This is a genomic window from Ruegeria sp. ABV4_181, assembly GCF_056158465.1.
In genome coordinates this window covers 22485-47966 of the sequence record NZ_JBSWTI010000006.1, presented here as the reverse complement: position 1 = coordinate 47966, position 25482 = coordinate 22485, and the positions used below count along the sequence as shown (strand labels likewise).

The following is a 25482-nucleotide window of genomic DNA, read 5'->3' as shown; positions in this document are numbered from 1 at the left end:
TCTCTGCCCAATGTATCCAAAATACAAAATCCATTGTCAACTGGCTTCGCTGAGCTGTCACAGGTCTGGTTTTTGGGCGGGTTGAATGATCTGCGACGTTTATTGCTTCTGGGTCATTTCCGCAGCGCCCGCCCGGATCAACGCGGTTGCTGACCTGCGCAGCAGCTCGCAATCCCTGCAAGAGAATGCTGGCCGTTCCAAAAGACGGTTTCAGGCAAAGAAGAGCCTGGTTCCAACGGGTGGGAGAATCGAAAATACCCATACTAATCAGTGGTTTAAGTCACCGAAGGCTGCCAAAATTCGAGCCTGTGGGATGACGGTAATTGGTCAGACGCCGTAGCGGGCCATGAACATATCCACCGCCTGAAGCGCGACCTCATCGATTTCCGATTGCGCGAAACTGGTCTGAATCCCAAAGGCGGCACGGGTCCAGATCCTGACCTTGCACAATTCCGAGAATTGTTCGGCCGCGATGTGAACATCTTCTATCGCCAGTTCACCCGCCTTGACGGCTTTCTCCAGATACTCTGCCATCTGTCGCTGACCGTTCTGCGGTCCGGATTCGTAAAATGCCTTGCCCAGTTCAGGAAACCTGTCCCGTTCCGCCACGCAGATCCGAAAGACCTGCTGGGCGAATTCGGAAACCAGAAAGCTGGTCAACTGCGTCGCCGTGATGGTCAGAACCTCACGTGCGGGCTTGGTGTCGTCAATCATTGCAATGATGTTTTCGGCCATCAGCTTGCATTCGTTCTGGGCGACTTCCATGAACAACAGGCGTTTGTCCGGGAAGTAGCTGTAGAGCGTGGCCTTGGACACACCGGCAGCGCGGGCGATGTCATCCACACTGGCCCCTTCAAAGCCGTCCGCCATGAACACCTCTCGGGCCCCGCGCAGTACCTGATCGAATTTGCGGCCCGTTCTGAGGATAGCGGCAGCTTGGGTCATGAGGTCTCCTTTGATCGCAGATTCTTCGAATCTATAAACCGTTCAGTTCAGATACAACGATTCTCATGACCAAGCCGGTGTTTTGCGTCGTGACGTCCCATCATTTTATCGTCAGCCCGCGTGCTCGGTTTGCCCTCAAGAGCCACGAAATCCGGGCCGCGCGCAGGGCTTGCGGCGCGAAAAAACCGTGCTAACACTTCGGCCATGGTCGATATCTTTCTGCGCACGCTCCCGTTTTTTGCGATCATCGGCCTGGGGTATTGGGCCGGGCGCAGCCGGTTCTTCTCGGAAGAAGCAACAGCCTATCTGACAAAGTTCGTGTTCTACTTTGCCCTGTCGGCGATGCTGTTCCGCTTTGCCGCCACCCTGCCCTTTGCCGAGATTTTCAACGGCAGGCTGGTCGTGGGTTACCTGCTGGGGACGGTTGCCGTCTATGCCGTTGCCAGTTTGGTGGCCTGGATACGCGGCCTCGACATCCCCACAACTGCGGTCGAGGCGCAATGTGCCGCGATCGGGAATGTCGGCTTTCTTGGTCTGCCCATGCTGGCCCTTTTGTTTTCAGAGGCGGCAATCGGTCCGGTGATGTTGGTGCTGACCGTTGATCTCGTGGTGTTTTCCTCTCTGATTGTGATTTTGATCAACGGGGGACGTGACGGGCGACTGACACCGGCAACATTTCGACTGATCGGATTGGGGTTGCTGAAGAACCCGATGATCGTTTCGATTTCGGCCGGGATGCTCTGGTCAGCCATGAAATTTCCGGTGCCCGCGCCGCTGAATGACTTCCTGACGATACTGGGTGGGGCGGCCACGCCGGGGGCACTGTTTGCGATCGGGGCCTCGCTGGCCAGCAAATCGGCCGAACGCGTTCAGGTCGCTGCATGGTTGAGCTTTTGCAAGCTGGTCATCCACCCGGCCTGCGTCGCCGTCGTGCTGATCTGGCTGATTCCCGTCGCCGCCTTTCCGGCAGCCGTCGCCATTGCCGCAGCCGCACTGCCGGTTGCGGGCAATGTCTACATCCTTGCCGCGCATTATGGTGTGGCCCCGCATCGCGCATCGGCGGCAATCCTGCTGTCCACGGCGGCCAGCATTCTGACGGTTCCCTTCGTCATCGCCTGGGTCGGAACCCCCTGATCGTCGCCCGCGCGAAAAATGCCTTTGCCCGTGGCGGTCGGACTTTACGTCAGAGCCCGGGATCGTTAGCCATGTCGCAACCCTAACGTAAGGACAAAACCAGATGGAAACCCTTTCGGAAAATGCCTGTTTCGGTGGCGTGCAGGGCGTCTACCGCCACGCCTCGGCCGTGTGCCAATGCGACATGACTTTTGGTCTGTTCCTTCCGGCCGAAGCCAAAGACGGCCCCGTTCCTGTTCTGTGGTACCTCTCTGGCCTGACCTGCACCCATGAAAACGCCATGACCAAAGCCGGGGCGCAGGCCTGGGCGGCTGAGCAAGGCATTGCCGTGGTGTTTCCGGATACCTCGCCACGCGGCGAAAGCGTTGCCGACCATGACGATTACGATCTGGGCCAGGGGGCCGGGTTCTATGTGAATGCCACACAGGCCCCCTGGGCGCCGCATTTTCAGATGTGGGATTATGTGGCCGAGGAACTGCCCGCGCTGCTGACCGAAAATTTCGCCATCGACGGCGACCGTCAGGCGATCACTGGCCACTCGATGGGGGGCCACGGTGCGCTGACGCTGGCGATGAATTTGCCGGGGCGGTTCCGGTCAGTCTCGGCCTTCGCGCCGATCTCGAACCCGACCGGCGCGGATTGGGGTCGCAAACAGCTGAGCGCCTATCTGGGCGATGATCCGGAAGCTTGGGCCAGACATGACGCCTCGGTGCTGATGAAGGAAAAGGGCTTTGACGGCCCGATACTGATCGACACCGGCGCGAACGACCAGTTCATCGATCTGCTGCGCCCCGAGACTCTGGCGCAGGCAATCGCCGAACGCCGTCAACAGGCAACTTTCCGGCTGCAACCGGGGTACGACCATTCGTATTTCTTTGTGTCCACATTCATGGAAGATCACGTCACCTTCCACGCCGAGGCATTGTACGGAGACTGAGGCATGAGCAAGTACGACTATGACCTGATCATCATCGGCTCGGGTCCTTCGGGTCGCTCGGCGGCGATTCAGGCGGGCAAACTGAAACGCCGCGTGCTGGTGATTGATCGCAAGGACAGGCTGGGGGGCGTTTCGGTCCATACCGGCACGATCCCGTCCAAGACCCTGCGGGAAACGGTGCTGAACCTGTCCGGCTGGCGCGAGCGCAGCTTTTACGGCCGGTCCTACCGGGTAAAGGATCAGATCCGCGCCGAGGACCTGAAGGCGCGCCTGCACATGACGCTCGACCATGAAGTCGACGTGCTGGAACATCAGTTCAACCGCAACCACGTCGAAACCCTGAACGGGCTGGCAAAATTCGTGGGCCCGCATGAGGTTGAGGTCGCGACGGATGCAGGTGAAACCACACAGCTGACGGCGGCGAAGTTCCTGATCGCCACCGGAACCAAAACCTATCGCCCGGATTATGTGCCATTCAATGGCAAAACCGTTGTGGATGGCGATGATTTTCTTGAAATGGCGGAAATCCCGCGCTCGCTGGTGGTGATCGGGGCGGGGGTGATCGGCGTGGAATACGCCACCATGTTCTCGGCCCTCGACGTGCGCGTCACGCTGATCGAACCGCGCGAGACGTTTCTGGACTTCATCGACAAAAGGTTGATCCACGACTTCACCCACCAGATACGCGAAAACGGCGTTGATCTGCGTCTGGGCTCTGCGGTTGAAAAGATCGAGGACGCGGGCGGCCATGTGGAAGTGACCTTGGAAAACGGCCGCCATGTGCGGGCCGAGATGCTGTTGTTCGCAGCCGGGCGGATGGGGGCGACCTCGGCGCTGAACCTGGATGCGGTCGGTCTGACAACGGACCACCGCAACCGGATCGAAGTCGACCGCAAGACTTATCAGACCGCCGTGCCGCATATCTATGCCACCGGCGATGTGATCGGCCACCCGTCGCTGGCGTCAACCTCGTTGCAGCAGGGGCGCGTGGCGGCGTGCCATGCCCTGGAAACACCGACGCTGCCGGAAAGCCCGTGGTACCCCTATGGCATCTATTCCGTGCCCGAGATTTCCACCTGCGGCATGTCCGAGGAAGAGTTGCAGGAGCGCGGCATTCCCTATGAGGTGGGCGTGGCGCGGTTTCGGGAAACCTCGCGCGGGCATATCATGGGGTTGGAACATGGCATGCTGAAGATGCTGTTTTCGCTGAAAACCCGCCGTGTGCTGGGTGTTCAGATCGTGGGCGAAGGCGCGACCGAGTTGATCCACATCGCACAGGCGGTTCTGAATCTGAAAGGCACCGTGGATTACTTCGTGCAGAACACGTTCAACTATCCGACACTGGCCGAGGCTTACAAGATCGCCGGGCTTGACGCGTTCAACCGGATGCCGATCCCCGACGAGTTCAAGGTGCGCAAGAAACCTGCGGAAAAGCAGGCGAAAAAGGCGTGACGACACTCTATGTCGACGCGGATGCCTGCCCGGTAAAGGCCGAAGCCGAACGTGTCGCCACGCGACACAAGGTGCCGATGGCTCTGGTCTCGAACGGAGGGTTGCGGCCATCGGCGAACCCGCTGGTGCAGGTTGTCATCGTGGCGCAAGGCGCGGATGAGGCGGACAAGTGGATCGCCGACCGCTGCGACGCGGGGGACGTGGTGGTGACCTCCGACATTCCGCTGGCGGCGAAATGTGTGGAAGCCGGGGCGCGGGTTCTGCGCCCCAACGGCGAAGCGTTCACCGTGGCCAATATCGGCCAGCAACTGGCGATGCGCGATCTGATGGCTGATCTGCGGGCGGCCAACCCGTTGGGCGCTGGTGGCGGTGGCAAACCCTTTGGAAAAGCGGACCGGTCCCGGTTTTTGGACGCGCTGGAACGCGAGCTGCGGGCTGCTTTGCGCGGGTAGCGTTTTGCGCGGCGCCCGGGCCTTGTAACTTCCTGCGCGGATTGGTTCATTCAGCCGTGACAGAAATTGATTGAAAAGGTAGCTCCATGCCGATTGAGGCCGTGATTTTCGACATTGGGAATGTGCTGATCGAATGGCAGCCCGAGCGCTATTATGACCGGATCATCGGCGAAGACCGCCGCCGTGCCATGTTCGAAGAGGTTGATCTGCATGGGATGAACGACCTTGTCGATCAGGGGCATCACTTTACCGATACGATCTATGACTGGGCCGAGAAATACCCTGCCTGGCGCGAGGAGATCCGCATGTGGCATGACCAGTGGATTGAACTGGCCGCGCCGGAAATTCCCCATTCCGTCCGGTTGCTGCGGGCATTGCGCGCCAGCAATATTCCCGTCTTCGCCCTGACCAATTTTGGTGTGCAGAATTTCGACTATGCCACAACGGTCTACCCGTTCCTGAATGAATTCGACCGGCAATATGTTTCCGGCCGGATGAAAGCCGTCAAACCACATGCCCCGATCTATGAAATGGTCGAAGCCGATTGCGGGTTGGCGCCGGATTCATTGCTGTTCGCGGATGACCGGTTGGAAAACATTGAAACCGCTCAATCGCGCGGGTGGCAAACGCACCATTTCACGGGGCCGCAAGGCTGGGCCGACCGGCTGGTAGCCGAGGGATTGTTGACCCGGGACCAGGCCAGCTAGGTCAGGCTGCCACTGCAACGGGCCTGTTTTCGCGGATGGGCAGGTGGACGATGGCGCTGAAGGCGCCGATGGCAACGCCGATCCACCAGACCATGGTGTAATCGCCGTACTGGTCATACATGCGCCCGCCAAGCCAGACACCCAGAAAGCTGCCGACCTGGTGGCTGAAGAAGATGATGCCATACAGCGTGCCCATGTAGCGCAATCCATAGAGATGCGCGACAAGGCCCGAGGTCAACGGCACCGTGGCCAGCCAGAGCGACCCCATCACCAGCGAAAAAACGATGACCGACAGCGGCGTGATCGGGAACACGATGAAAGCCGCCGCCGCCAATGTTCGCGCGGTATAGACAGCGGCAAGCAGGTATTTCTTGGGGAAGTGGTTTCCGGCCCACCCGGCCAGAAGCGTGCCGGCGATATTGGCCAGACCGATCAGCGAGATAGACACCGCGCCAAGTGCGGATGTCGTAGTGATCCCAACCGAATGCAGCACCCCGCCCGGCTGGATCGGGCCGCACATCTCGGTCACAAATGCCGGGAAATGGGCGGTGATAAAGCCCAGCTGATAGCCGCAACTGAAAAATCCCAGAAAGATCAAAGCGTAAGACGGATCGCGAAAGGCTTTGCCAAGGATTTGGCCCATGCTTTCTTCCAGCTCGGTCTTGCTGACCGGTTGCGGGGCCCGCATGAACGGCAGGGTCAGCACCAGCGCCAGGATCGCGATGGCGAAGACGATGAACACCTGTTGCCAGGGCAGGAAACTCAGCAAATATTCTGCGGTGGGCGCGCCGAGAACCTGACCGAAACTGCCGGCCGCGGTCACGATGGCCAGCGACATGGAACGGTTTTCATCCGATGACGCGCGCCCCACGACGGCCAGAACCACGCCAAACCCGGTTCCGGCAATGCCAAAACCGACCAGCCAGGCATACATCTGATGTTCGAACGGTGTGACGGACCACGCCGACAGCACCATACCCGCAGCATAGGTCAGCGCGCCCAGAACGATGGCGCGCCGGTCGCCCACTTTTTCGGCGATGGCGCCAAAGATCGGCTGACCGATGCCCCAGGCAAGGTTCTGGATCGCAATCGCCATCGAGAAATCGGTCCGCAGCCAGCCGAACTCATCCGCGATCGGAATCTGAAACACCCCGAACGAGGCGCGCACGGCAAAGCTGACCGTGATGATGATGCAGCCGACGATCAGGATCGGGTTCAGCAGACGAGCGGATTGGGGCATTGCAACCTCGGGGTGACGGAACCGGGACGTTATCTGAAATTGCTTACGGGTCAATTCACGAGTTTTGCGGTCACGGATCAGTAAAATTGATGCGTCGGGAAAATGGCTGCTTTTCAACGGGCAAACCGGGCGCTATGCCTCGGATCATGACGGGTTTGATTTCGCTTTACGACACTGAGGTCGCCAACGGCACCCTGACCAGAGACGACGCGCAAGAGGCCGTACTTCCCCAATTCGAGCGCATCCGGGCGGCTCTGGCCGAACCGGTAAAGCGCGGATTTTTCCGCAAGGCCCCGCCACCGCCCAAAGGATTGTACCTGTGGGGCGGCGTCGGGCGCGGCAAATCCATGCTGATGGACATGTTTGTCGATTCACTCACGGACATTCCGGCGCGACGGGTGCATTTTCACGCCTTCATGCAGGAAATTCACGCTGGCATGCACAAGGCCCGCAAGGACGGCGTCGAGGACGCGCTGGCCCCGGTCGCCGCCGCCGTCGTCAAATCGGTCCGGGTACTGGCGTTTGACGAGATGCAGATCACCGACATCACAGACGCGATGATCGTGGGTCGCCTGTTCGACCTGCTTTATGATGGTGGCGTCGTCATTGTCACAACGTCGAACCGTCACCCGGACGACCTCTACAAGGATGGGCTGAACCGTCAGCTGTTCCTCCCGTTCATCGCACATATCAAAGAACAGCTTGAAGTATGGGAGCTGATCTCGCCCACCGATTACCGCCAGAACCGGCTTGAGGGGGCTCCGGTCTATTTTGCGCCGATCGGGCCGGAAGCGCGGCAGAACATCCGAAGTGTCTGGAACGATCTGTCTGGGGGGGCGGCTGAGCCGCTGATCCTGCAGGTCAACGGGCGTGCGGTGGAATTGCCCGCCTTTCGCAACGGCGTGGCCCGGGCCAGCTTTTATGATCTGTGCGGACGGATGCTGGGACCTGCGGACTACCTGGCCATCGCCGCAGAGGTGAAGGTTCTGGTTCTTGAGGATATCCCGCGGCTGTCACGCAACAACTTCAACGAAGCCAAGCGTTTCGTTACTCTGATAGACGCGCTGTATGAGGCAAAGGTCCGTCTGATCTGTTCCGCCGCAGCCGAACCCGAGATGCTGTATGTCGAGGGTGAAGGCACGTTTGAATTCGAACGTACGGCCTCGCGCCTGCGGGAGATGCAGGACCGGGACTGGGGGCAATAGGGGGCTCTGCCCCCGCCGCGCCTTGCGCGCCTCCCCCGAGGTATTTTTGGCCAGATGAAGCCCTGCGGGCGGTCGATTCAGCCGTTTTCGCGCAGGATGTTGCCGGCCAGATAAAGCGAGCCGCAAATCAGAACACGCGCCTGCGGGTCATTTGCCACGATTGCGTGCAACGCATCAGCGACGCTGTCGGCGGTTGTGGCAGGCAGGTTCACTTGTGCGGCGGCCGCAGCGGTGTCCTCGGCGCTGAGCGTGGCGGCTTCGCCCGGGATCGAGACGGCTGTCAGGCTTTGGACCTGCGCGGCCAGCGGCGTCAGATAGCCGGTGACATCCTTGGTGTTCAGCATGCCGCAGATCATATGCGTCGGGCGCGCTGGCAGCCTGCCAAGCACGTCAGCCAGCGCGATACCAGCGGCGGCGTTATGGCCCCCATCGAGCCACAGTTCAGCCTGGGGCGCCTGGTCGATCAGAGGCCCGGTCTTCAGCCGCTGCATACGCGCCGGCCATTCGGCCCGGGTCACTGCCGCCTCATAAGCGTCGTCCCCAAGGTTCAGGTGGCGCAGAACCGCCAGCGCAGCCCCTGCGTTCTGAATCTGGTGTGCGCCCAGCAGGTTCGGCAAGGGCAGATCGCGCAATCCGGTTTCGTCCTGATAGATCAGCCGGCCGTTTTCTTCGGTGACGTGCCAGTGCTGCCCGTGAACCAGCAGAGGCGCACCCAGACGCGCGGCGGTGTATTCGATAACCTCCATCGCCTCATCCAGTTGCGGACCGACAATGCAGGGCACGCCCGGCTTGATGATGCCTGCCTTTTCAGCCGCAATCTTGCCCAGCGTGTTGCCGAGAAACTGTTCGTGGTCGATGGAGACCGGCGTGATGACGGTGACAGCCGGTTCATGGATGACATTTGTGGCATCCAGACGCCCGCCCAAGCCCACCTCCAGAAGTGTGTAATCGGCCTGCGCGCGTGAGAAAGCCAGTAATGCGGCGCAGGTCGTGATCTCAAAATAGGTGATGTTCTCGCCGCCATTGGCGGCATAGCACTCATCCAGCACCGCGGTCAGGCCGGGCTCCGAGATCAAGTCTCCGGCCAGGCGGATGCGTTCATGGAACCGGGCCAGATGTGGCGAGGTATAGGCATGGGCAGACAGGCCCGCGCCTTCCAGCCCGGCGCGGATCATCGCTTGTGTCGATCCTTTGCCGTTGGTTCCGGCGATGTGGATCACCGGCGGCAGCTTTGTTTGCGGGTTGTTCAGCGAGTCCAGCAACCGCCAGACGCGATCCAGGGTCAGGTCGATGATCTTGGGATGCAGCGCCATCATCCGTTCAAGGATGAGGTCGGATGACCGGGCGGTCATTTCTCGCCGTCGTCCTCGGCCGGCGTTTCGGCCGCAACCTCTTCGGGCTTGGGTGCGGGCAGATCCCCTTTGACCGCCGGAGGCTGGTTCATCAGCATGCGGGTGATCGTGATCAGTTCATCGCGCATCTCGGTGCGCTTGGTCACCCGGTCCAGCATACCGTGATCCAGAAGATATTCGGCGCGCTGGAACCCTTCGGGCAGTTTTTCCCGGATGGTCTGTTCGATCACGCGCGGTCCGGCAAAGCAGATCAGCGCATTGGGTTCGGAAATATGCACATCACCCAGCATCGCATAAGACGCGGTGACGCCCCCGGTGGTGGGATGAGTCAGCACGACGATGTAAGGCAGCTTCGCCTCTTTCAGCATCTCGACGGCCACGGTTGTGCGCGGCATCTGCATCAGGCTGAGGATACCCTCTTGCATTCGTGCGCCACCGGCGGCCGAGAACAGGATCAGCGGGCGCTGGAGCTTCACCGCCTCTTGCGCGGCGGCAATGATGGCATTGCCAACAAACATGCCCATCGAACCGCCCATGAAGGAAAAATCCTGCGCGGCGGCGACAATCGGGGTACGCCCGATCTCGCCCTTGGCGACCAGCATCGCCTCTTTCTCGCCGGTCTTTTTCTGGGCCGCCTTCATGCGGTCAGGGTATTTCTTCTGATCGCGGAACTGCAGCGGGTCATCTTTGGGGGCCGGCACATCGACCTCGGTGAAGATGCCACCGTCAAACAGGTGGCTGAACCGGTCCCGCGGGGTGATCGCCATGTGGTGATCGCATTGGGTGCAGACATTCTGGTTTTCCGCCAGTTCGCGGTGAAACAGCATCGTGCCGCATTCGTCGCATTTGTGCCAAAGGTTTTCGGGCACTTCCCGGCGTGAGAAGATCGAATTGATCCGGGGGCGGACGTAGTTTGTGATCCAGTTCATATCGGAACCTTGCTAGTGCGGCTTTGACGTCAAATAAGACGCAACGGAAAGAAATGCAATCAACGCCTGAGCGCAAGGCGCGCGACCAGCCAGCTGACGATAATCACTGCGAAATCCACATACAGCCACAGCCGCAGGATGCCGGTATCCATCATATCATAGGGCAACAGGAACAGCGCCAGACCGCTTAGGCTGTCAGGCAGAGAGATGAACAACAGCGCGATGATATTGTTGAAGAAGTGCAAGGCGATAGCCGGGCCGAGCGTCCCTGACCGCGCCGTCAGATCCGCCGCAAACAAGCCAAATACACCCGACCACAATGCGATCAGAAACGCGTTTTCACCCGCGGCACCGGGCGCATAGTGGCCGGCGGCAAACAACAGCGACGGCAATCCCATCCAGATGATCGGAGACCGGAACCGCGCCGCCAGGCTTTGCTGGATATATCCGCGAAACAGCAATTCTTCTGCGCTGGTCTGAATCAATACCGCGACCAGAGACAATGGCAGAAACAGAAACCACCGCGACACGTCCATATTCCGGTCAAGCGGCGCGCCCATATCATATGGCGGCAGGACGGCGACGACGACAACGAGGATTACCAAGGCCCTGAAAACACGCCAGAATTGAAAAATCGCTTCGCCGTAGGGACCCAGAACGGATTGCAGCGTCCGATGTTGCAACTTCCGCGCCGCCAGGGCGACCCCAACGGTCGTAAAGCCGAAACTGGCAAGCAGAACCACCATTGCCATGGGGGATGAGCCATTCAGAAATTCTTCGGCCCATTCCTGTGACCCCAGCCCCGCAACAGTCGCGAACAGGACAAGGTTCAGGCCAGTCACGACCACAGCGACAAGGGCCAGCCCTACAAGCAACCGCCAAAGTTCGGGCCACGCGCGCACATCCCGCACAAGCTGTTCATGGGCGGAATAGGCGGCGTTACGCATTGCCGCCTGCTTCCTCTACCTCAACAAGCTGTGGAATATCCGGGAAAAAGGCGCTTGGATTTTCGGTGTCGTTGATCCTGCTCGCCAGATTAGTGAAATTCTGCGCCACCGATTTCAGCAATTGCGCGGCGACCGAAGCGTCGCTTTCCAATACCGCGCGCAGTTCTTCCGCGCCGATACGCAGGAACGAACAGTCACTGTTTGCAACCAGATCCAATTGCCGGGATTCGCCTGTAATTACCGAAAGATCACCAATAAGGCGCCCGGGTTCCACGACGGACACGGTCCTTTTTCTGCCCGCGTCTTCCGTCCAGTCCAGTCGCGCCTGCCCGGTTATGCACAAATAAGCCGCGTCCGGGGCCTGACCTTTGGAAAAGATGACCTGCCCGGCCGCCGCGTCATACCATTGCGCGGAAAACGCCAGCAGGCGTTGGTTGCGCCCGTCGATGCCGGCGAACAACTCGGTTGAGGAGATGATCTTGAGCTTGCGGCTCAGGTCCGCCGTCGCGCCCGCGTCTTCTTCGGCATGGGTCTTCGAGACGCCGTCTATGCGGCCCTGCTTGACCTCGACAAACAAATCATAAGCCTCGGGATGAGCAAAGTGATCCTCCATGAAAATCATGATCGAGTCAGGCAGCAACTCCCGCAGTTTCAGGCGTGTGCGCAGCCTGCTTTCCGAATCGTGACTGGCCAGCGCCTTGTCCAGAATCAGAACGTCAGGGCGTTTGATCCCCGCGCGGGAAAACGCGGCCCTTTCCTGAAACACGGTCGGCAGGTTGTTTCCGCCCAGACCGGAGGGCAGATCATAAATGATCGCCGCCGCACGACGGCGCAGTCCGGCCTCGTTCATCGCCTCGGCCACGACGTCTTCTATCTCGTCCTTATGCGCACCGGCCATAAGGGAAATTCGCCCGAACAGCGCATTCTCCATCGCGGTCATGCGGGCGATATAGGTCTCAGGCGTTACCGGGATGAACATACCGTTCATATATGCCCGCAGCTTTTCCGCCTGACCGCTGCGAATGGCCAGAATCTTGTCCTTGTATTCACTCGGAAAATCCGGCCCGATTTGTTCGGCCGTTAACAGGAACGGAACCGTCAGCAGCAACGCGCGTTCGCCTTCAGTGATTGCGTCCTCGCCCTTGGCCTTGCGGCGGTCTTCGATATCGAGCAGCCGGTGATACATATCCTTGGTCATGCCAAGCCGCAGGAACAGCGGGTGATCGGTGCCATCCCGCCCAAAAGTCTGGTGCAGCGTTTCAAGAACCGCGGCTGAGATGGACATCGCATCACCATCCAGGTCGTGATGCTGCAGCATCGACGTAAACCGTTCATCACCGGCCAGAATATCCGGAGAAATATCGCGCGACGGTGCCGCATAGAGCAAGTTTCCACCCAGCGGAACAGCCGGATTGAACCGTTCGGGATCAAAGCGATAGACGTACCGGTCCAGACCCTTTTCCCGCAGCCGTTCCGCCACGGTTTCACGCAGCAGAACGATGTCGCGGGCCAGCGCCGGATGCTGGTCCGGGTCGAACTGGCTGCGCAGGGTGCGGCGGAACATGAACTCGTCAATGCCCATCGCCTCGACCAGCTGGAACCACCAGTTGCGGATATCTTCAATATCGTCCAACCCCGCCAGCCCCGGATCAACCCATTCATCCGACAACGAATCCACCGGGTTGCCCGAGCGCGCCGCCTCGATCTGCCGCCGGGTCGGTGCTTTTTTCGCCTCAACCGCATGCTGGGGATGCGTTCGCAACGGCATCAACAGGTTGTCGCCCAGAGTTCCATCGAACAGATAGGGCCGCGAATAGGCGTATCCGATCCGTGCAGCGATGACCGATTGGTGCAGGGTCTGCAGGTTGTGGCCAGCTATGACGACCTCTCCCTGTACCGGCAGCAGTTCGCGAGTCAGCAATTGCGCAAGCGCACTGCGTTCGGCGGCGCTGGAGGACTTGATGGCAACGCGGGCGCCCTGTGGAATGGTCAGATCGATATCTTCCAGGATGGTCTTACCGTCATCGTCGCGCACCGTGACGTTGCGCAGTTCGATGTCGCCTGTCAGATGCGGGATGGTTTCGGGTTCGCCGACGAACAATTTCTCGGGGATCATGTCATCCGGCGCGAAGCGCTCGGTCACCACTTCCCAGCGCAGGGACATATCCTGCACCTGATTGTAGTAAGTCAGCAGATCCTTCCACGGGCCGCTCAGGTCTTTGTAGGCCCCGAGGGCCGCAACAAGTGCGCCGACCGTAACCTCACCCTTGATCGCAAGATAGCCGCCGACCGAATAGAACAGGAACGGCGTCATCTGAGTGATCAGATTGTTGAGGAACTTCATGAAGAATTTCTTGTTGTAGATCTTGAATCGGATCTCGAACAGGTTCCCCAGACGATGACTGAACTGCGCCAGCCGATAGCGCCAGCCGCCATTGGTGCGCAGGTCACTGATACCGGCAGCGCTTTCCCCGATTTCCGAGCTGAGATGGCGCACTTCCTGAATACGCTCTTTGTTCAGCAGGTTGATCTGACGCTGCAGTTTCGGGATCAGCCAGGCCTGCAACGGGATCAGGGCAATGCTGGCTAACCCGAACCAGACGCTCTGCATGAACAGGAAAGTGACGATGGTCATCATCTGGCCGAACTGGAACACAGGCTGCGCGATTGCGTCACCCATCAGGCCGCCCATCGGCTCGGCCTCGGACGTGATCATTGACACCAGCTCGCCCTGGCTGGTCGTGGCAAAATAGGATTTCGGAAACCGCATGGTGCGGTGGATCAGCGTGAACCGCAACCGGCGCAGCATGCGTTCGGCCAGGATGCCCTTCATCGTGTTGATGCGCATCTTCATCAGGCCGCTGGCGATGACAGTGGCCAGAAAGGCGACGCACAGGATCATCAGATACTGAACCTGCGTAAAGGTGAAGCCCAGCACGGTGACCGAGTCCGCCGGGGCGCCGATCGCATCGTTGATGATCTGCTTGGGCAGCTCAAGCGACGCGTAGAGAAACGGAAAAGACAGAACCGTCAGAAACAGAAGCACAAGCTGCTGTTTCTTCGAATGTTTCCAGATGAATGCGAACAGAGTGGGTTCCATGCCCCGGCCTTGCCTCAAGAATTATGGATGCGTTTTATACGGATGATCCACTGCAATCAGGTGCCAGACGGTACGCACTGGCCGGGTCGATTGCAAGAATAGCGGACCGTCTATCAGACCCATGCGGCACTGCCCAGACAATTGCGCATTCACAATTCGCTGATTTTTGGGTCCTATTGTGACAATTCACCCTTATCCCCCGGACCGTCTTTGACTAAAGAGGGTCAAGTTCGAACGATAGGACCATGGGCAGACTTCTGGATCGCTATATTCACCGCAAGGTTCTGGAGCGCTGGCAAAAGGCCGCGCACGGCGCAGAAGATGTCCCAACGCCGCAATTGCGCCTGCAAAGGGATGAGGCGCGCAGGTTGCGCGCGCATCTGGATCTGCTGCTTCACAAGGCCAACGGCCGTCTGACCCGCCCGCGGATCGGGACGACACAGTTTCCGAAACCTCTGGGGACTGACTGGTGCTGGCGTCCGGACCTGTGGCGCGGCCCCCTGTCCCGTCCGGGTCTGGCCTCGGCCCCGCGCAAGGCCGTGATGGATCGGCAGGTGACGCTGTTCCACGATTGCCCGCTGGCCGAAATCGGGATGCGCCAGACGCGCAACACGCGCGACAAAGATTTGGCTGCCTTCGGATTGACGGTCGAAGTATTCAGCTTTGCCGGATCCTTCCTGTCGCTGTCGGTGGAATTGCCGTCCGAGGCGGCAGAGGACCTCACCCGGCAGCACCTGATGCGTGTCGACGCCCTGATCGAGCCCGAACGTGCACTTGGCGTGTTTGCCCGTTTGAATATCCAGCACGGGCCAAACACGGAACAGGTCCTTCGTGAGTTGGACTTGTTCGCGCCCGACAACTCGGTCGACTTCGACCTTGCGCACCTGCCCCTGAATGAGCGGCGGATAGAAAAGATCTGGCTGGACCTGATCTTTGAACAGCCGCAGATGAACCGTATCATGCTGCGCGATTTGACCTTCTGCCGCCATCACCGCGCCGATTTGTGAGAACCCGGGCCATGACGCACCCTACCCTGACCCCCATCCGGTTCGAAGACGGCATTTGGCTTGGGCATCTCCAGGCCGAAACCGAACCGAAGGTCGAGGTCCGTTACCTTGGCCGCGCTCTTGACGATGTTCGCGTGACCGCGTCGGACAAGGGCTGGGACCTGAGCATCCCTGTGCCTGTCGCCGCGCTGTCGGACGGGGTGCATTCCTTTGTGATTGTCGATGTTGGGACAACGCAGAAGCTGGGCGATTTCACGATTATCGCAGGCACACCGGCGGCAGATGACCTGCGCGCCGAAGTCGAACTGCTGCGCGCCGAACTCGACATGCTGAAGCGGGCGTTCCGGCGGGCCCAAAGCCCGGACAGTTGAACCGGCCTGCCCTCCCGGTTGGGCAATCCTTATCTTTTGAACGAAATTAAGGCATGATTGGGCTATCCGCAGCAACGGGGACAGGCCCATGGACCGCAGCAGCATGATCAAAGTCTTTGCCCTGATGGTGACCGGCTTTGGCATCGGCATCGACTTCACCGGAGCGCTGATGCTGGTTCCGGCGATCGAAAACAGTTTCGACGCCGACATCACCAGCACCCAATGGGTTCTGAACATTTATGCGCTGTTCTTTGCTATGACCATGGTCGCCGGGGGCCGGATGGGCGACATGTTCGGGCATCGCAGGATGATGCTGATCGGGTTGTCGATTTTCCTGTTTTCGTCCGTCATGTGCTTTGTGTCACCCAGCCTCGACTTTCTGATCGGTGCGCGCGCCTTGCAGGGGATCGGGGCCGGGTGTGTCTGGCCCTGCACACTTGCCTTTGGCGCAACCAAGGTTTCACGACCGGAACACCGCGCGATGATCATGGGTATGATTCTGGCGGGCGTCACCACCGGCAATGTCTTTGGCCCGCTGATCAGTGGCACAGCGGTGAATTTCGGAGACTGGCGGCTGTTCTTTCTGGCTAATGTGATCTTCTCCAGCATCTCGATGGTCACGGCATTGGTGCTGATGGAGCGGGAAACGCAGCACAAGCAGGGCGAGCACATCGACTTTGCAGGTATAGGGATTCTGTCCTTTGCCGTTCTGCTGCTACTTTACGGGCTGGATGTGGGCGCGGATTGGGGCTGGACCTCGGTTCCGCTGCTGCTTTTGTTTTTCCTCAGCGCAGCGTTGTTCCTCATGTTTCCAAAGGTGGAAAAGCGCGTGAAAGAGCCGCTGTTGTTGCCGCAAATGATGCAGAACCGAGAGTTCAGGATCACGCTGGGGCTGAACATGTTCAACGTATCGGCCGCATTCGTCGGGTTGCTCTACTTTCCGCAATATATGCAAAAGGTTCTGGGCTGGTCGACTTTGGGGTCTGCGGTTGGTCTGGCCCCGCTGACGATCCTGCTGGCGGTCGGATCTATCGTGTCAGGGAAGCTCTATAATGATTTCGGACCCAAACGGCTTTTGTTCTGGGGTTATGTTTGCGCCACGGTCGGCGCCGTCAGCGTTGTCGTGATGCCCGCCGGGCTTGGGTATTTTCAGATCCTGCCCGGCATGGCCATGATCGGGCTTGGGGCCACGCTGACCGTCGGGCCGTCCGGCACGGCTGCCGTCTGTGCGGTCAAACCCGAACGGGCCGGGCTGGTGGGTGGGCTCAGCTTTATGACGCATCTGGTCTATGGTGCGATCTCGGTCGCTTGCGCGACGGCCATTATGTATGCCATCAGCATGCGCAGCCTGGCCGAACATCTGTCATCCGCAGGCATCAAATTGTCGGACGCGGATCAGCGGGCCATCAATGGCGGCACCTTGACCACGCCATCAGCGCAGGCGGTCATGGAAAAGCTGTCCCCGGCTGAATCAGACACGGTCAAATCAGCCATCGCCACAGCCTTCGACACCGGTATGAACTGGGCATTTGTCTTTGCCGCCCTGTCGGTGTCGGTCGGAATTATTCTGGCGGTGATGCTGGATGAAGAAAAGCTGCACAAAGTGGAAAGCTGATGCCATCCACGAAAAAGGGCCGCCGGATCAGGCGGCCCCTTTTTTCGTCACTGGGAAGGACCGTTCGGATTAAAGGCTGACAGCCCCTTGAGGATGTCGATGGCATAGGCCAGCTGGTAATCCTCTTCCCGAAGCTCGGCAGTGGCCTCGGCCTTGGCCCGGTCTTCCTCGATCTGCCGGATTTCGTCCTCGCTCAGGCTGTCATTGTTCAGGCTACCACGCAGATCAGCCTCGGACCGGGTGCGCGCGTCGGCCTCTTCTTCGGTCTCAGGTGCGGGGCGCGGTTGTTCGACAATGATGTCCGGGCTGACGCCCAGGGCCTGGATCGAACGCCCCGAAGGCGTGTAGTAGCGCGAGGTCGTCAGACGCATCGCCCCGTCGCCCCGCAGCGGCATGACCGTCTGAACCGACCCTTTGCCAAAGCTCTTGGTGCCGACAACGATTGCCCGGCGATGATCCTGCAGCGCACCGGCCACGATCTCAGACGCCGAGGCCGAGCCGCCATTGATCAGAACGACAATCGGCTTGCCTTCTGCCAGATCGCCGGGCGTCGCGTTAAACCGTTCGCCTTCGCTGGGGTCGCGACCGCGGGTCGACACAATCTCACCTTCGTTCAGGAAAGCGTCCGAGACTTTGATCGCCTGGGTCAGCAGCCCGCCCGGGTTGTTGCGCAGGTCCAGCACGACGCCATTAATCTTCCCGATACCTCCGGCTTCGGTGATTTGCTCATTCAACCCTTCCTGAAGGTTGGGGAATGTCTGATCGTTGAATGTCGTCACGCGCAGCACGACGCTGGTGCCTTCGGTGCGGGCCCGCACGGCTGTCAGTTTGATGGTGTCGCGGATGATGGTGACGTCAAAGGGTTCCTGTTCGCCCTCTCGCACAACGGTGATCACAATTTCAGACCCGACCGGGCCGCGCATCAGATCCACCGCCTTGTCCAGCGTCAGACCCAGGATGCTTTCGCCGTCAACATGGGTGATGAAATCGCCGGCCTCGATCCCGGCCTCATCCGCCGGAGTATCATCGATCGGAGAGACAACTTTGACAAAGCCTTCTTCCTGCGTGACTTCAATGCCCAGCCCGCCAAACTCGCCGCGGGTCTGAACGCGCATCTGCTCTGCGTCGTCGGGCGACAGATAGCTGGAATGCGGGTCCAGCGAGGTCAGCATGCCGTCGATGGCGGCTTCGATCAGTTCTTCGGGCTCGACCTCTTCGACATATTGCGCGCGGATGCGTTCAAATATGTCGCCGAACAGGTCCAGTTGCTCATAGACGCTGGCCTTGCTTTCCGCCTCCTGCGCCAGCAGGGGGCCGGCAATCTGGGTTGTCGCAATTATACCTGCCACGGTTCCGGCCAATCCGGCCATCACAAATTTCTTCATACTCGTTTATCCATCCTTGTCGGTCCGAAACCACGATTCCGGGTCCACGGGGCTGTTATCCTGTCTTACCTCTATATAGAGCGTTTCTGACCGGTCAGTTCCAGTGCCATCACTGCTTGTTGACAAAATAGCGCCGATTTCCGGCGTTTTGCCCGGCATCAATCCCACCGGTGTTCCTTCGGGCACCACTTGCCCGGTATTTCCATAGACTTCCTGCAATCCCGAAAATACGAATAGCAACCCGGGTTGAGGTTCGAGGATCACCAGATTGCCGAGGTCCAGCAAAGGGCCGCGATAACGAATTGTGGCCGCGGTCGGAGAGGTCACGATCGCCCGTGGGCGGGTGCCCAAAACCACACCGGGCCGCTTGACGCCCGCCGCACCCGTTTCACCGGCGCGATTCAAAAGAACCCCCTGTGCAGGCAGTTCGATCCGGCCTTTTCGGTCGGAAATGTCCGCGTTGGTTCCTGCGATCTCACCTTCCGAGATCTCGGACAAGCCACTGGCAAACCCCTCCAGCGTTTCGGTGGAAGAAATCAGGATCGCGGTGCGGACCGGGTCTTCGACGAAACGGCTTGGCAGGTCCGTCCGGTCTGCGATGGCAGCGCTGAGCTGCGTGCGTGCGGTCTGAACCCCGGTCAGGCCCTCAGTTAGGGTTTCGGACGCGTTTTGCTGCAATTGCCGCAGGGTCCGAACCTCGTGCAGGTCATGGGCCAGCGCCTGCGCGCGCGCGTTCAGGCCCGGCGTGACCTCGGACAACATCATCCCCGCCCGGGCCGAGCCAAGAGGGCCGGACGGATGCAACATCAGAACCGGCGGAGCGGTCGTCTCGATGGTCTGCAAAACGCCAAGCAACTGCGCAATGTCTTTTTCGCGGGTCCGCAATTCCGCTGTCAGTTGCGCCTCGCGCGTGGCCGCCCGGCGCAGACCGTCGCGCATCGCGGTCAGACCGGCCTCATAGGCCTGAATGGTCTCGGTCAGCGCCCGCACCCGATCCCGTGCCCCGTCGGCCTCGGTCAGTGAAACGGAAGCCTGTTCCAGCATCTGCGCCGCCTGCAAGGCCGCTGTCGACGGATCGGTCTGAGCGCCGGCAGACGTTCCAAGCAGCGCCGCCAGAATAATGGCGCGAAAGGTCATGACAGCAAGCTCTTTCCCGTCATTTCCGGGGGTTGTTCAAGCACCATCAGGTCCAGCAGGGTGGGCGCCAGATCCGACAGCCGACCGTCGCGCAGCGTTGCGCCTTCAGGACCGCCGACCAGTGCCACGGGAACCGGGTTCAGCGTATGGGCTGTATGCGGTCCGCCGGTTTCGGGATCGACCATCACCTCGCAATTGCCGTGATCGGCCGTGACGATCATCGCACCCCCTGCCTTTTTCAGCGCCGCAACCACCTTGGCCAGGCCCTGATCCACGGCTTCGCAAGCCTTGATCGCCGCCTGAAGATCACCGGTATGCCCGACCATGTCCGGGTTGGCATAGTTGGTGACGATCAGATCATACCCCGCCTCAATGGCCTCGACGAACTTGGCGGTGACCTCGGGTGCGGACATCTCGGGTTGCAGATCATAGGTCGCGACTTTGGGCGATTTCGGCATAAAGCGGTCTTCGCCGACCTCGGGCGTCTCCTTGCCGCCGTTCAGAAAGAACGTGACATGCGGGTATTTCTCGGTCTCGGCCAGCCGGAACTGGCGCAGACCCTTTTTGGCCACCCATTCGCCCAGCGTGTTCACGATTTCCCGCTTTGGAAAAACGGTCGTCATATAGGCGTTGTGCCCGTCCGAATATTCGACCATTCCCAGCAGGGCCGACAGTTTCGGGCGCGGACCGGTGTCGAATTCGGCAAAACCGGGTTCGCCAATCGCCCGCAGAATTTCGCGCGCGCGATCGGCTCGGAAATTGAGGCAAAAGAACCCGTCCCCGTCCCTGACGCCGCCGTGCCCATCCAGAACCGTAGGCACGATGAACTCGTCGGTTTCCGACTGGTTATAGGCGTGATCGACCGCACCATGCGCGGTTGCCGCCGTCCGGCCCCGGCCCTTGATGATCGCGGCATATGCCTCGCTGACACGCTCCCACCGATTGTCCCGGTCCATGGCGAAATAGCGCCCGCTGACCGAAACGATGCGGGCGCCTTCGGGCAAACGATCTTCCAATTCAGTGATATAGGTGAAAGCCGATTTCGGAGCCACATCGCGCCCGTCCGTAATTGCGTGAAGCGCCACGGGCACGCCCGCACCCGCAATCGCCTTCGCCGCAGCCACGATATGGTTCAAATGACCATGTACCCCGCCATCAGACACGATACCCATAAGATGTGCGGTTCCGCCCGCAGCTTTGATCCGGTCGATGAAATCCTTCAGAGCGTCGTTTTCAAAGAAGGAACCGTCCTCGATCGCCAGATCGATCTGTCCCAGATCCATAGCAACGACTCGGCCAGCACCGATATTGGTATGGCCGACCTCGGAATTGCCCATCTGACCGCTGGGTAACCCGACATCCGGTCCGTGTGTGATCAGGGTTGCGTGCGGACCCTTGGCCATGATGGCATCGAAGGTCGGCGTGTCAGCCAAAAATGGCGCATTGGCCTTGGTGTCCCCGGACAGGCCCCAACCATCGAGAATGCACAGGACAACGGGTTTGGGGACGGTCATTGCGGCTCTCCGGATTTCTGCTGCTGGTTTGTCTTGTACCGCCTGACCCCGGGCAGTTGAACCGCCTTTTCTGCCGCTGTGCCCAGATTTAATGTGCCGGGGTCATTCCTTGACATTCCGATCCTTGTAGGGCCGCGCCTTGCGGCCCCGGTATTTGACCGTCAGCTCCGGTGGCGCATCATTTTCGTCATAAACACCAAGGACAATGCCCTTGTTGCGGCTCTTTGTTCTCATTTCGATTAATTGCTGTTCCGACCGTGTCGTCCGCTGAGACGGACGGCGGGCCCAGTCGAACAGATGTTCATACATCCGGGCGATGATGTCTGCATGTTCGGCACTTGTACCCAGATCGGTCAGTTCATTCGGATCATTCTCCAGATCGAACAGGATCGGCCTGTGCCCGCCCTCGCAATGGATCAGCTTCCATTTCCTGGTCGCCACCATGAACATCACCGCATCGCGGACCGAGGTGTTCAGCAGTTCCGCAATGGGTGAGGCGGAATAGTCATATTCGCAAATCACGAATTCCCTCGGTGTCTCGTCTGACTTGCCGTGCAGAATTGGCAGCAAGGAATGCCCCTCAAGAATATGCCCGGCCACGTCACCTCCGGCGATATCGACAAATGTCGGCGCCAGATCGATGGATTCGACCAACGCGTCACAGACCGTACCCCGGGTTCCGTCCGCCTCGGGAGACGGGTCGCAGATGATCAGCGGCACGCGCGTCGATGCATCCTGAAAAAAGGTCTTTTCACCCATCCAGTGATCACCCAGAAAGTCGCCGTGATCCGATGTCAGGACGATCACCGTGTCCTGCATCCGATCGGTTTCCTCCATCCAGTCGAACAGGCGTCCCATCTGATCGTCTGCCTGCTTGATCAGGCCCATATAGGCCGGAATCACCGCCTCGCGCACATCCTGGCGCGAAAATGCCTGACCGATCCTGGTATCCATGAAGGCTTTGAGAACCGGGTGCGCATTTTGCCGCTCGGCCTCGGACCGGACCACAGGAAGCACGTGTTCCGCCCCATACATCGACGCATAAGGTTCTGGGACGATATAGGGCCAGTGGGGCTTGATAAAGCTCAGGTGACAACACCACGGACCAGCGTGGCTTTCCATAAACTCAATGCCACGTCCGGTCAGGTACGGGGTTTCGCTGTCTTCTTCTGCGATGTTGGCAGCCTCGGCAGAGTTCTTGAGGAACCACCCGGACAACACGTTACCATCCGCATCCAATCCGGAATTGGCGAAATCGTGCCACGGATTATCGCTTTCGTAACCCTTGGCGGTCAGATCCTTGTTGTATTCCTTGGCGCCGTCCGGGTCGTAATACCCGTCCGGTCCTTCCGGCAGCATGCCGTCATCGCGTTCAAACACGTCAAAACCGCATTCCGCCACCCGGGCGCCGATCAGGCTGTCGGGTTCCAGACCCAGTCGGGCCATCCCCTCGGCATCGGCCCGCATATGGGTCTTGCCGACCAGCCAGCAATCCATCCCGGCCTGACGCAGGTGATCGCCCATGGTCAGCTCACCGACCTTCAGCGGGATGCCGTTCCACGACGCCCCGTGCGACTGCACATAGCGTCCGGTATAAGTCGACATTCGGGAACTGCCACAGATCGGCGACTGGATATAGGCGCGGTCAAAGCGCACCCCGCGCGCGGCAAGGCGGTCGATATTCGGGGTATGCAGATGCGGATGGCCGTAACAGCTCAGGTAATCCCAGCGCAGGTGGTCGAACATGATGAACAGGATATTTTTGGCTTTGGCCAAGTCAGCGCCCCCCCCTCTGGTCAGGGATCTACTTAGCCATTCCCGCCATCAGAGCGAAGCGCAAACTGCGCTCAGGCCTTCTGCTCCATCTGTTCGAGCATCTTTCTGGCGCGCTTGCATTGCAACTGATCCCGCAGCGGGCTGTCGGGATCGACGTCTTTCTGGCAGACCACGCATTTATCGGCACCCGATATCGCGTTCAGGCCGCCGCAGCTGCCTTTGATGGTCTTGCCCATCAGCATGACACCCAGTGACATGCCAACCATGATGATCAGCAGCAGAACGAAGGCCAAAATAAACGTGCTCATCTTGCTTCCTACCTGTCAGTTGGTGCCCAATGCGTCCTTGAACGCCGTGCTATGCACAGTGATATAGGCATCTTCGCCGCCTGTCACATCCCGCGAGATGAAATACACGGCAAGTTTATGCTCTTCCGCCAGCTCCAGACCCTTTTCCTGACCCAGCGCCAGCATGGCGGTCGCCCAGGCGTCTGCCATCATCGCGTTTTCGGCCAGAACGGTGACTGAAGTTGTCCGGTGCGTGATCGGACGCCCGGTTGTCGGGTCGATGATATGCGAATAGCGCACGCCATCCTGTTCGAAATAGTTTTTGTAGTCGCCCGAGGTCGCCATCCCCAGATCATCCAGTTCGACGATCAACTGCAGGTTCTGGGTCCCGGCTTCGGGCTTTTCGATACCGATCCGCCAGGTTTCACCTTTGTCATTGTCGCCCATGGTCACCAGATCGCCACCGATCTCGACCATGTAATCCTCGATCCCCGCATCGCGCAGCGTTTCCGCCACCGCGTCGATGCCGTATCCTTTGGCGATGGCCGACAGGTTGATCCCGACACCTGCATCAGACTTGGCCAAAGTGCCCTGATCCCGGTCCAGCTTGAGCAGACGCGCCTGTCCGACACTGTCCAGCGCCGCCTGAATCTCGGTATCCGAGGGAACCGGGTCTTCGGGCTTGCGCGGACCAAAGCCCCAAAGTTCGATCAGCGGCCCGAGGGTTACGTCAAAGAGACCGCCGGATTTCTCATGCACTTCATTGGCGGCTGCGATCACAAGGGCGAATTCATCCGATACCGACGCAGGCTCGGTACTGGGCGACGCGGAAAATGTCGAAACCTCGGAATTCGGGTCCCAGTTGGACATCTTAGCGTTGACCTCGGCCAGCGTTCCTTCAACTGACTTGGCCAGCGCGTCGGTGTCCAGATCGGTGCCGATCGCGGTGATGTTGAAGGTGGTGCCCATCGTCTCACCGGACAGTCGCACCACTTCGGGTTCCTTGTCGAACAGACACCCGGAAACAAGTGTCGCAAGAGCCAGAACAGGCAAAAGGCGCATTGAGGAACCTCCGAAGGATAACCGTGCCCGGCGTATGCCAGCGCCCCCAATCAGAGTCAAACCGGCTTCAGAGTTTCAGGGGCAAGAATCCAAGTACCAGCAGGCCGATGCCCGCCGGCACGCCGAACAACCAGGCCCTTTTCTGCCAGCCCTGCGCCTGCTGTTTCCAGGCCTTGCGGAAATTATGGCCGCAGACAACGACCGCAAAAAAGATCAGGGCGGCAACGGGCGGGGTCAGATAGAGTTCAGACAAAAGGCCGGATATCCTTGGTTTGCGGCAGTTTTCCCCGGTCGGGGCATTTGCACCCTATACAGGTCGTTTGGCTGCGGTAAGGTAAAAACAAAGCCATCTCAGGTAAAAGAGGAGATTGCCAATGGCCCCAAGCTCTTACCAGCCCCCTACGCGCGGCGACAAGGCCGACACTGCGACACGAAGCCAGTCAGTTGATTCCAACTTGTCGCATTCGCAAACGACCGTGGAAAAATTGCTCGCGGGCAAGGGAGATGCGGTTTTTGCGGTGCGTCCGAACGAGACGATTCATTCCGTCGTAAACACGCTGAAGGAAAAGCGGATCGGTGCCGTGGTCGTGACCGACCAGAACGGGACGCTGCTGGGTATTCTGTCCGAGCGCGATATCGTGCGGCGCATGGCGGATACGCCCGGTCAGACCCTGCCCCAGTCGGTCGAAGACCTGATGACACGCGACGTCAAAACCTGCGCGCCCGATGATTACCTGAACGACGTTCTGAAAACCATGACCGAAGGACGTTTCCGGCACATGCCGGTTATGAGCGACGGCAATCTGCGCGGCGTCATTACTATCGGCGACGTAGTGCATTTCCGTCTGAAAGAACTGGAATACGAAGCGCTTCGGATGAAGCAGATGATCGTGGGCTGATCGCGTCTTCGGAAAATCCCCTTGACCTT

At 59.6% G+C, this 25482-nt stretch carries 23 protein-coding genes; 10 read left to right on the top strand and 13 right to left on the bottom strand.

Going from position 1 to position 25482, the window contains the following annotated elements:
* Nucleotides 1–327: 327 nt before the first annotated feature.
* Complete coding sequence (locus ACXAC3_RS19840) at nucleotides 328–945, bottom strand: TetR/AcrR family transcriptional regulator (protein WP_475164062.1); 618 nt, start codon at nucleotides 943–945, stop codon at nucleotides 328–330.
* Between the two features lie 204 nt (nucleotides 946–1149).
* Between ACXAC3_RS19840 and ACXAC3_RS19835 the strand changes: the two genes are divergently transcribed.
* The 5 genes from ACXAC3_RS19835 to ACXAC3_RS19815 all read left to right on the top strand — a co-directional run bounded on the left by ACXAC3_RS19835 (nucleotide 1150) and on the right by ACXAC3_RS19815 (nucleotide 5627).
* The gene (locus ACXAC3_RS19835) at nucleotides 1150–2079 is read left to right on the top strand and encodes an AEC family transporter (RefSeq protein ID WP_475164060.1); all 930 of its coding nucleotides are present in this window, start codon (nucleotides 1150–1152) and stop codon (nucleotides 2077–2079) included.
* 103 nt (nucleotides 2080–2182) lie between these two features.
* A complete protein-coding gene (gene fghA, locus ACXAC3_RS19830; protein WP_475164057.1) occupies nucleotides 2183–3016 on the top strand; it encodes an S-formylglutathione hydrolase in 834 nt (277 codons plus the stop codon).
* 3 nt (nucleotides 3017–3019) lie between these two features.
* Nucleotides 3020–4468 carry a Si-specific NAD(P)(+) transhydrogenase gene (gene sthA / locus ACXAC3_RS19825; protein WP_475164056.1) on the top strand — a complete coding sequence of 483 codons (1449 nt, stop codon included), beginning with the start codon at nucleotides 3020–3022 and terminating at the stop codon, nucleotides 4466–4468.
* Entirely contained in the window at nucleotides 4465–4920 is a 456-nt protein-coding gene (locus tag ACXAC3_RS19820) for a YaiI/YqxD family protein (RefSeq protein ID WP_475164054.1), read from the top strand. Before sthA ends, ACXAC3_RS19820 begins: the two co-directional genes overlap by 4 nt.
* 86 nt (nucleotides 4921–5006) lie before the next feature.
* The gene (locus ACXAC3_RS19815; protein ID WP_475164051.1) at nucleotides 5007–5627 is read left to right on the top strand and encodes an HAD family hydrolase; all 621 of its coding nucleotides are present in this window, start codon (nucleotides 5007–5009) and stop codon (nucleotides 5625–5627) included.
* Between the two features lies 1 nt (nucleotide 5628).
* Here the strand turns inward: ACXAC3_RS19815 and ACXAC3_RS19810 are convergent, their stop codons facing one another.
* The gene (locus ACXAC3_RS19810) at nucleotides 5629–6867 is read right to left on the bottom strand and encodes an MFS transporter (protein WP_475164048.1); all 1239 of its coding nucleotides are present in this window, start codon (nucleotides 6865–6867) and stop codon (nucleotides 5629–5631) included.
* A gap of 146 nt (nucleotides 6868–7013) precedes the next feature.
* Between ACXAC3_RS19810 and zapE the strand changes: the two genes are divergently transcribed.
* Nucleotides 7014–8072 (top strand): cell division protein ZapE, encoded by a 1059-nt coding sequence (gene zapE / locus ACXAC3_RS19805; RefSeq protein ID WP_475164045.1) that lies wholly within the window; start codon nucleotides 7014–7016, stop codon nucleotides 8070–8072.
* 77 nt (nucleotides 8073–8149) lie between these two features.
* Here the strand turns inward: zapE and ACXAC3_RS19800 are convergent, their stop codons facing one another.
* From ACXAC3_RS19800 to ACXAC3_RS19785, 4 genes are read right to left on the bottom strand one after another with little or no spacing between them, the layout of a single operon-like run.
* Nucleotides 8150–9424 (bottom strand): bifunctional folylpolyglutamate synthase/dihydrofolate synthase, encoded by a 1275-nt coding sequence (locus ACXAC3_RS19800; RefSeq protein WP_475164040.1) that lies wholly within the window; start codon nucleotides 9422–9424, stop codon nucleotides 8150–8152.
* The gene (gene accD, locus ACXAC3_RS19795) at nucleotides 9421–10353 is read right to left on the bottom strand and encodes an acetyl-CoA carboxylase, carboxyltransferase subunit beta (protein ID WP_475164039.1); all 933 of its coding nucleotides are present in this window, start codon (nucleotides 10351–10353) and stop codon (nucleotides 9421–9423) included. Before accD ends, ACXAC3_RS19800 begins: the two co-directional genes overlap by 4 nt.
* A 59-nt stretch (nucleotides 10354–10412) precedes the next feature.
* The gene (locus ACXAC3_RS19790; RefSeq protein WP_475164037.1) at nucleotides 10413–11300 is read right to left on the bottom strand and encodes a lysostaphin resistance A-like protein; all 888 of its coding nucleotides are present in this window, start codon (nucleotides 11298–11300) and stop codon (nucleotides 10413–10415) included.
* Nucleotides 11293–14400 carry an ABC transporter transmembrane domain-containing protein gene (locus ACXAC3_RS19785; protein ID WP_475164035.1) on the bottom strand — a complete coding sequence of 1036 codons (3108 nt, stop codon included), beginning with the start codon at nucleotides 14398–14400 and terminating at the stop codon, nucleotides 11293–11295. Before ACXAC3_RS19785 ends, ACXAC3_RS19790 begins: the two co-directional genes overlap by 8 nt.
* A gap of 245 nt (nucleotides 14401–14645) precedes the next feature.
* Between ACXAC3_RS19785 and ACXAC3_RS19780 the strand changes: the two genes are divergently transcribed.
* The 3 genes from ACXAC3_RS19780 (at nucleotide 14646) to ACXAC3_RS19770 (ending at nucleotide 17393) form a co-directional block, all read left to right on the top strand.
* Nucleotides 14646–15407, top strand: a complete 762-nt coding sequence (locus ACXAC3_RS19780; protein ID WP_475164033.1) for a DUF6478 family protein — start codon at nucleotides 14646–14648, stop codon at nucleotides 15405–15407.
* An 11-nt stretch (nucleotides 15408–15418) separates the two neighbouring features.
* Complete coding sequence (locus tag ACXAC3_RS19775; protein ID WP_475164031.1) at nucleotides 15419–15778, top strand: hypothetical protein; 360 nt, start codon at nucleotides 15419–15421, stop codon at nucleotides 15776–15778.
* 88 nt (nucleotides 15779–15866) lie between these two features.
* Entirely contained in the window at nucleotides 15867–17393 is a 1527-nt protein-coding gene (locus ACXAC3_RS19770) for an MFS transporter (protein ID WP_475164028.1), read from the top strand.
* A gap of 47 nt (nucleotides 17394–17440) precedes the next feature.
* Here ACXAC3_RS19770 and ACXAC3_RS19765 read toward each other — a convergent pair whose 3' ends face one another.
* The 7 genes from ACXAC3_RS19765 to ACXAC3_RS19735 form a co-directional block, all read right to left on the bottom strand.
* Entirely contained in the window at nucleotides 17441–18778 is a 1338-nt protein-coding gene (locus ACXAC3_RS19765) for a S41 family peptidase (protein ID WP_475164025.1), read from the bottom strand.
* A 6-nt stretch (nucleotides 18779–18784) separates the two neighbouring features.
* Complete coding sequence (locus ACXAC3_RS19760) at nucleotides 18785–19915, bottom strand: murein hydrolase activator EnvC family protein (RefSeq protein WP_475164023.1); 1131 nt, start codon at nucleotides 19913–19915, stop codon at nucleotides 18785–18787.
* Nucleotides 19912–21429: a 2,3-bisphosphoglycerate-independent phosphoglycerate mutase gene (gene gpmI, locus ACXAC3_RS19755; RefSeq protein WP_475164021.1), complete on the bottom strand. Its 1518-nt coding sequence runs from the start codon at nucleotides 21427–21429 to the stop codon at nucleotides 19912–19914. Before gpmI ends, ACXAC3_RS19760 begins: the two co-directional genes overlap by 4 nt.
* Nucleotides 21430–21531: 102 nt before the next feature.
* Nucleotides 21532–23175 (bottom strand): sulfatase-like hydrolase/transferase, encoded by a 1644-nt coding sequence (locus ACXAC3_RS19750; protein ID WP_475164799.1) that lies wholly within the window; start codon nucleotides 23173–23175, stop codon nucleotides 21532–21534.
* A 101-nt stretch (nucleotides 23176–23276) separates the two neighbouring features.
* Nucleotides 23277–23513: a (Na+)-NQR maturation NqrM gene (gene nqrM, locus ACXAC3_RS19745; RefSeq protein ID WP_475164019.1), complete on the bottom strand. Its 237-nt coding sequence runs from the start codon at nucleotides 23511–23513 to the stop codon at nucleotides 23277–23279.
* Between the two features lie 15 nt (nucleotides 23514–23528).
* Nucleotides 23529–24554 carry an FAD:protein FMN transferase gene (locus ACXAC3_RS19740; protein WP_475164017.1) on the bottom strand — a complete coding sequence of 342 codons (1026 nt, stop codon included), beginning with the start codon at nucleotides 24552–24554 and terminating at the stop codon, nucleotides 23529–23531.
* Nucleotides 24555–24621: 67 nt separating this feature from the next.
* Nucleotides 24622–24807: a hypothetical protein gene (locus ACXAC3_RS19735; RefSeq protein WP_475164015.1), complete on the bottom strand. Its 186-nt coding sequence runs from the start codon at nucleotides 24805–24807 to the stop codon at nucleotides 24622–24624.
* Nucleotides 24808–24928: 121 nt separating this feature from the next.
* Between ACXAC3_RS19735 and ACXAC3_RS19730 the strand changes: the two genes are divergently transcribed.
* Entirely contained in the window at nucleotides 24929–25453 is a 525-nt protein-coding gene (locus tag ACXAC3_RS19730; RefSeq protein ID WP_475164014.1) for a CBS domain-containing protein, read from the top strand.
* Nucleotides 25454–25482: the final 29 nt, after the last annotated feature.

Excerpts from the sequence above, each read along its gene's own strand:
- ACXAC3_RS19840 (WP_475164062.1), bottom strand. The coding sequence starts at position 945 with ATGACCCAAGCTGCCGCTATCCTCAGAACGGGCCGCAAATTCGATCAG.
- ACXAC3_RS19835 (WP_475164060.1), top strand. The coding sequence starts at position 1,150 with ATGGTCGATATCTTTCTGCGCACGCTCCCGTTTTTTGCGATCATCGGC.
- fghA (WP_475164057.1), top strand. The coding sequence starts at position 2,183 with ATGGAAACCCTTTCGGAAAATGCCTGTTTCGGTGGCGTGCAGGGCGTC.
- sthA (WP_475164056.1), top strand. The coding sequence starts at position 3,020 with ATGAGCAAGTACGACTATGACCTGATCATCATCGGCTCGGGTCCTTCG.
- ACXAC3_RS19815 (WP_475164051.1), top strand. The coding sequence starts at position 5,007 with ATGCCGATTGAGGCCGTGATTTTCGACATTGGGAATGTGCTGATCGAA.
- ACXAC3_RS19810 (WP_475164048.1), bottom strand. The coding sequence starts at position 6,867 with ATGCCCCAATCCGCTCGTCTGCTGAACCCGATCCTGATCGTCGGCTGC.
- zapE (WP_475164045.1), top strand. The coding sequence starts at position 7,014 with ATGACGGGTTTGATTTCGCTTTACGACACTGAGGTCGCCAACGGCACC.
- ACXAC3_RS19800 (WP_475164040.1), bottom strand. The coding sequence starts at position 9,424 with ATGACCGCCCGGTCATCCGACCTCATCCTTGAACGGATGATGGCGCTG.
- accD (WP_475164039.1), bottom strand. The coding sequence starts at position 10,353 with ATGAACTGGATCACAAACTACGTCCGCCCCCGGATCAATTCGATCTTC.
- ACXAC3_RS19790 (WP_475164037.1), bottom strand. The coding sequence starts at position 11,300 with ATGCGTAACGCCGCCTATTCCGCCCATGAACAGCTTGTGCGGGATGTG.
- ACXAC3_RS19785 (WP_475164035.1), bottom strand. The coding sequence starts at position 14,400 with ATGGAACCCACTCTGTTCGCATTCATCTGGAAACATTCGAAGAAACAG.
- ACXAC3_RS19780 (WP_475164033.1), top strand. The coding sequence starts at position 14,646 with ATGGGCAGACTTCTGGATCGCTATATTCACCGCAAGGTTCTGGAGCGC.
- ACXAC3_RS19775 (WP_475164031.1), top strand. The coding sequence starts at position 15,419 with ATGACGCACCCTACCCTGACCCCCATCCGGTTCGAAGACGGCATTTGG.
- ACXAC3_RS19770 (WP_475164028.1), top strand. The coding sequence starts at position 15,867 with ATGGACCGCAGCAGCATGATCAAAGTCTTTGCCCTGATGGTGACCGGC.
- ACXAC3_RS19765 (WP_475164025.1), bottom strand. The coding sequence starts at position 18,778 with ATGAAGAAATTTGTGATGGCCGGATTGGCCGGAACCGTGGCAGGTATA.
- ACXAC3_RS19760 (WP_475164023.1), bottom strand. The coding sequence starts at position 19,915 with ATGACCTTTCGCGCCATTATTCTGGCGGCGCTGCTTGGAACGTCTGCC.
- gpmI (WP_475164021.1), bottom strand. The coding sequence starts at position 21,429 with ATGACCGTCCCCAAACCCGTTGTCCTGTGCATTCTCGATGGTTGGGGC.
- ACXAC3_RS19750 (WP_475164799.1), bottom strand. The coding sequence starts at position 23,175 with ATGTTCGACCACCTGCGCTGGGATTACCTGAGCTGTTACGGCCATCCG.
- nqrM (WP_475164019.1), bottom strand. The coding sequence starts at position 23,513 with ATGAGCACGTTTATTTTGGCCTTCGTTCTGCTGCTGATCATCATGGTT.
- ACXAC3_RS19740 (WP_475164017.1), bottom strand. The coding sequence starts at position 24,554 with ATGCGCCTTTTGCCTGTTCTGGCTCTTGCGACACTTGTTTCCGGGTGT.
- ACXAC3_RS19730 (WP_475164014.1), top strand. The coding sequence starts at position 24,929 with ATGGCCCCAAGCTCTTACCAGCCCCCTACGCGCGGCGACAAGGCCGAC.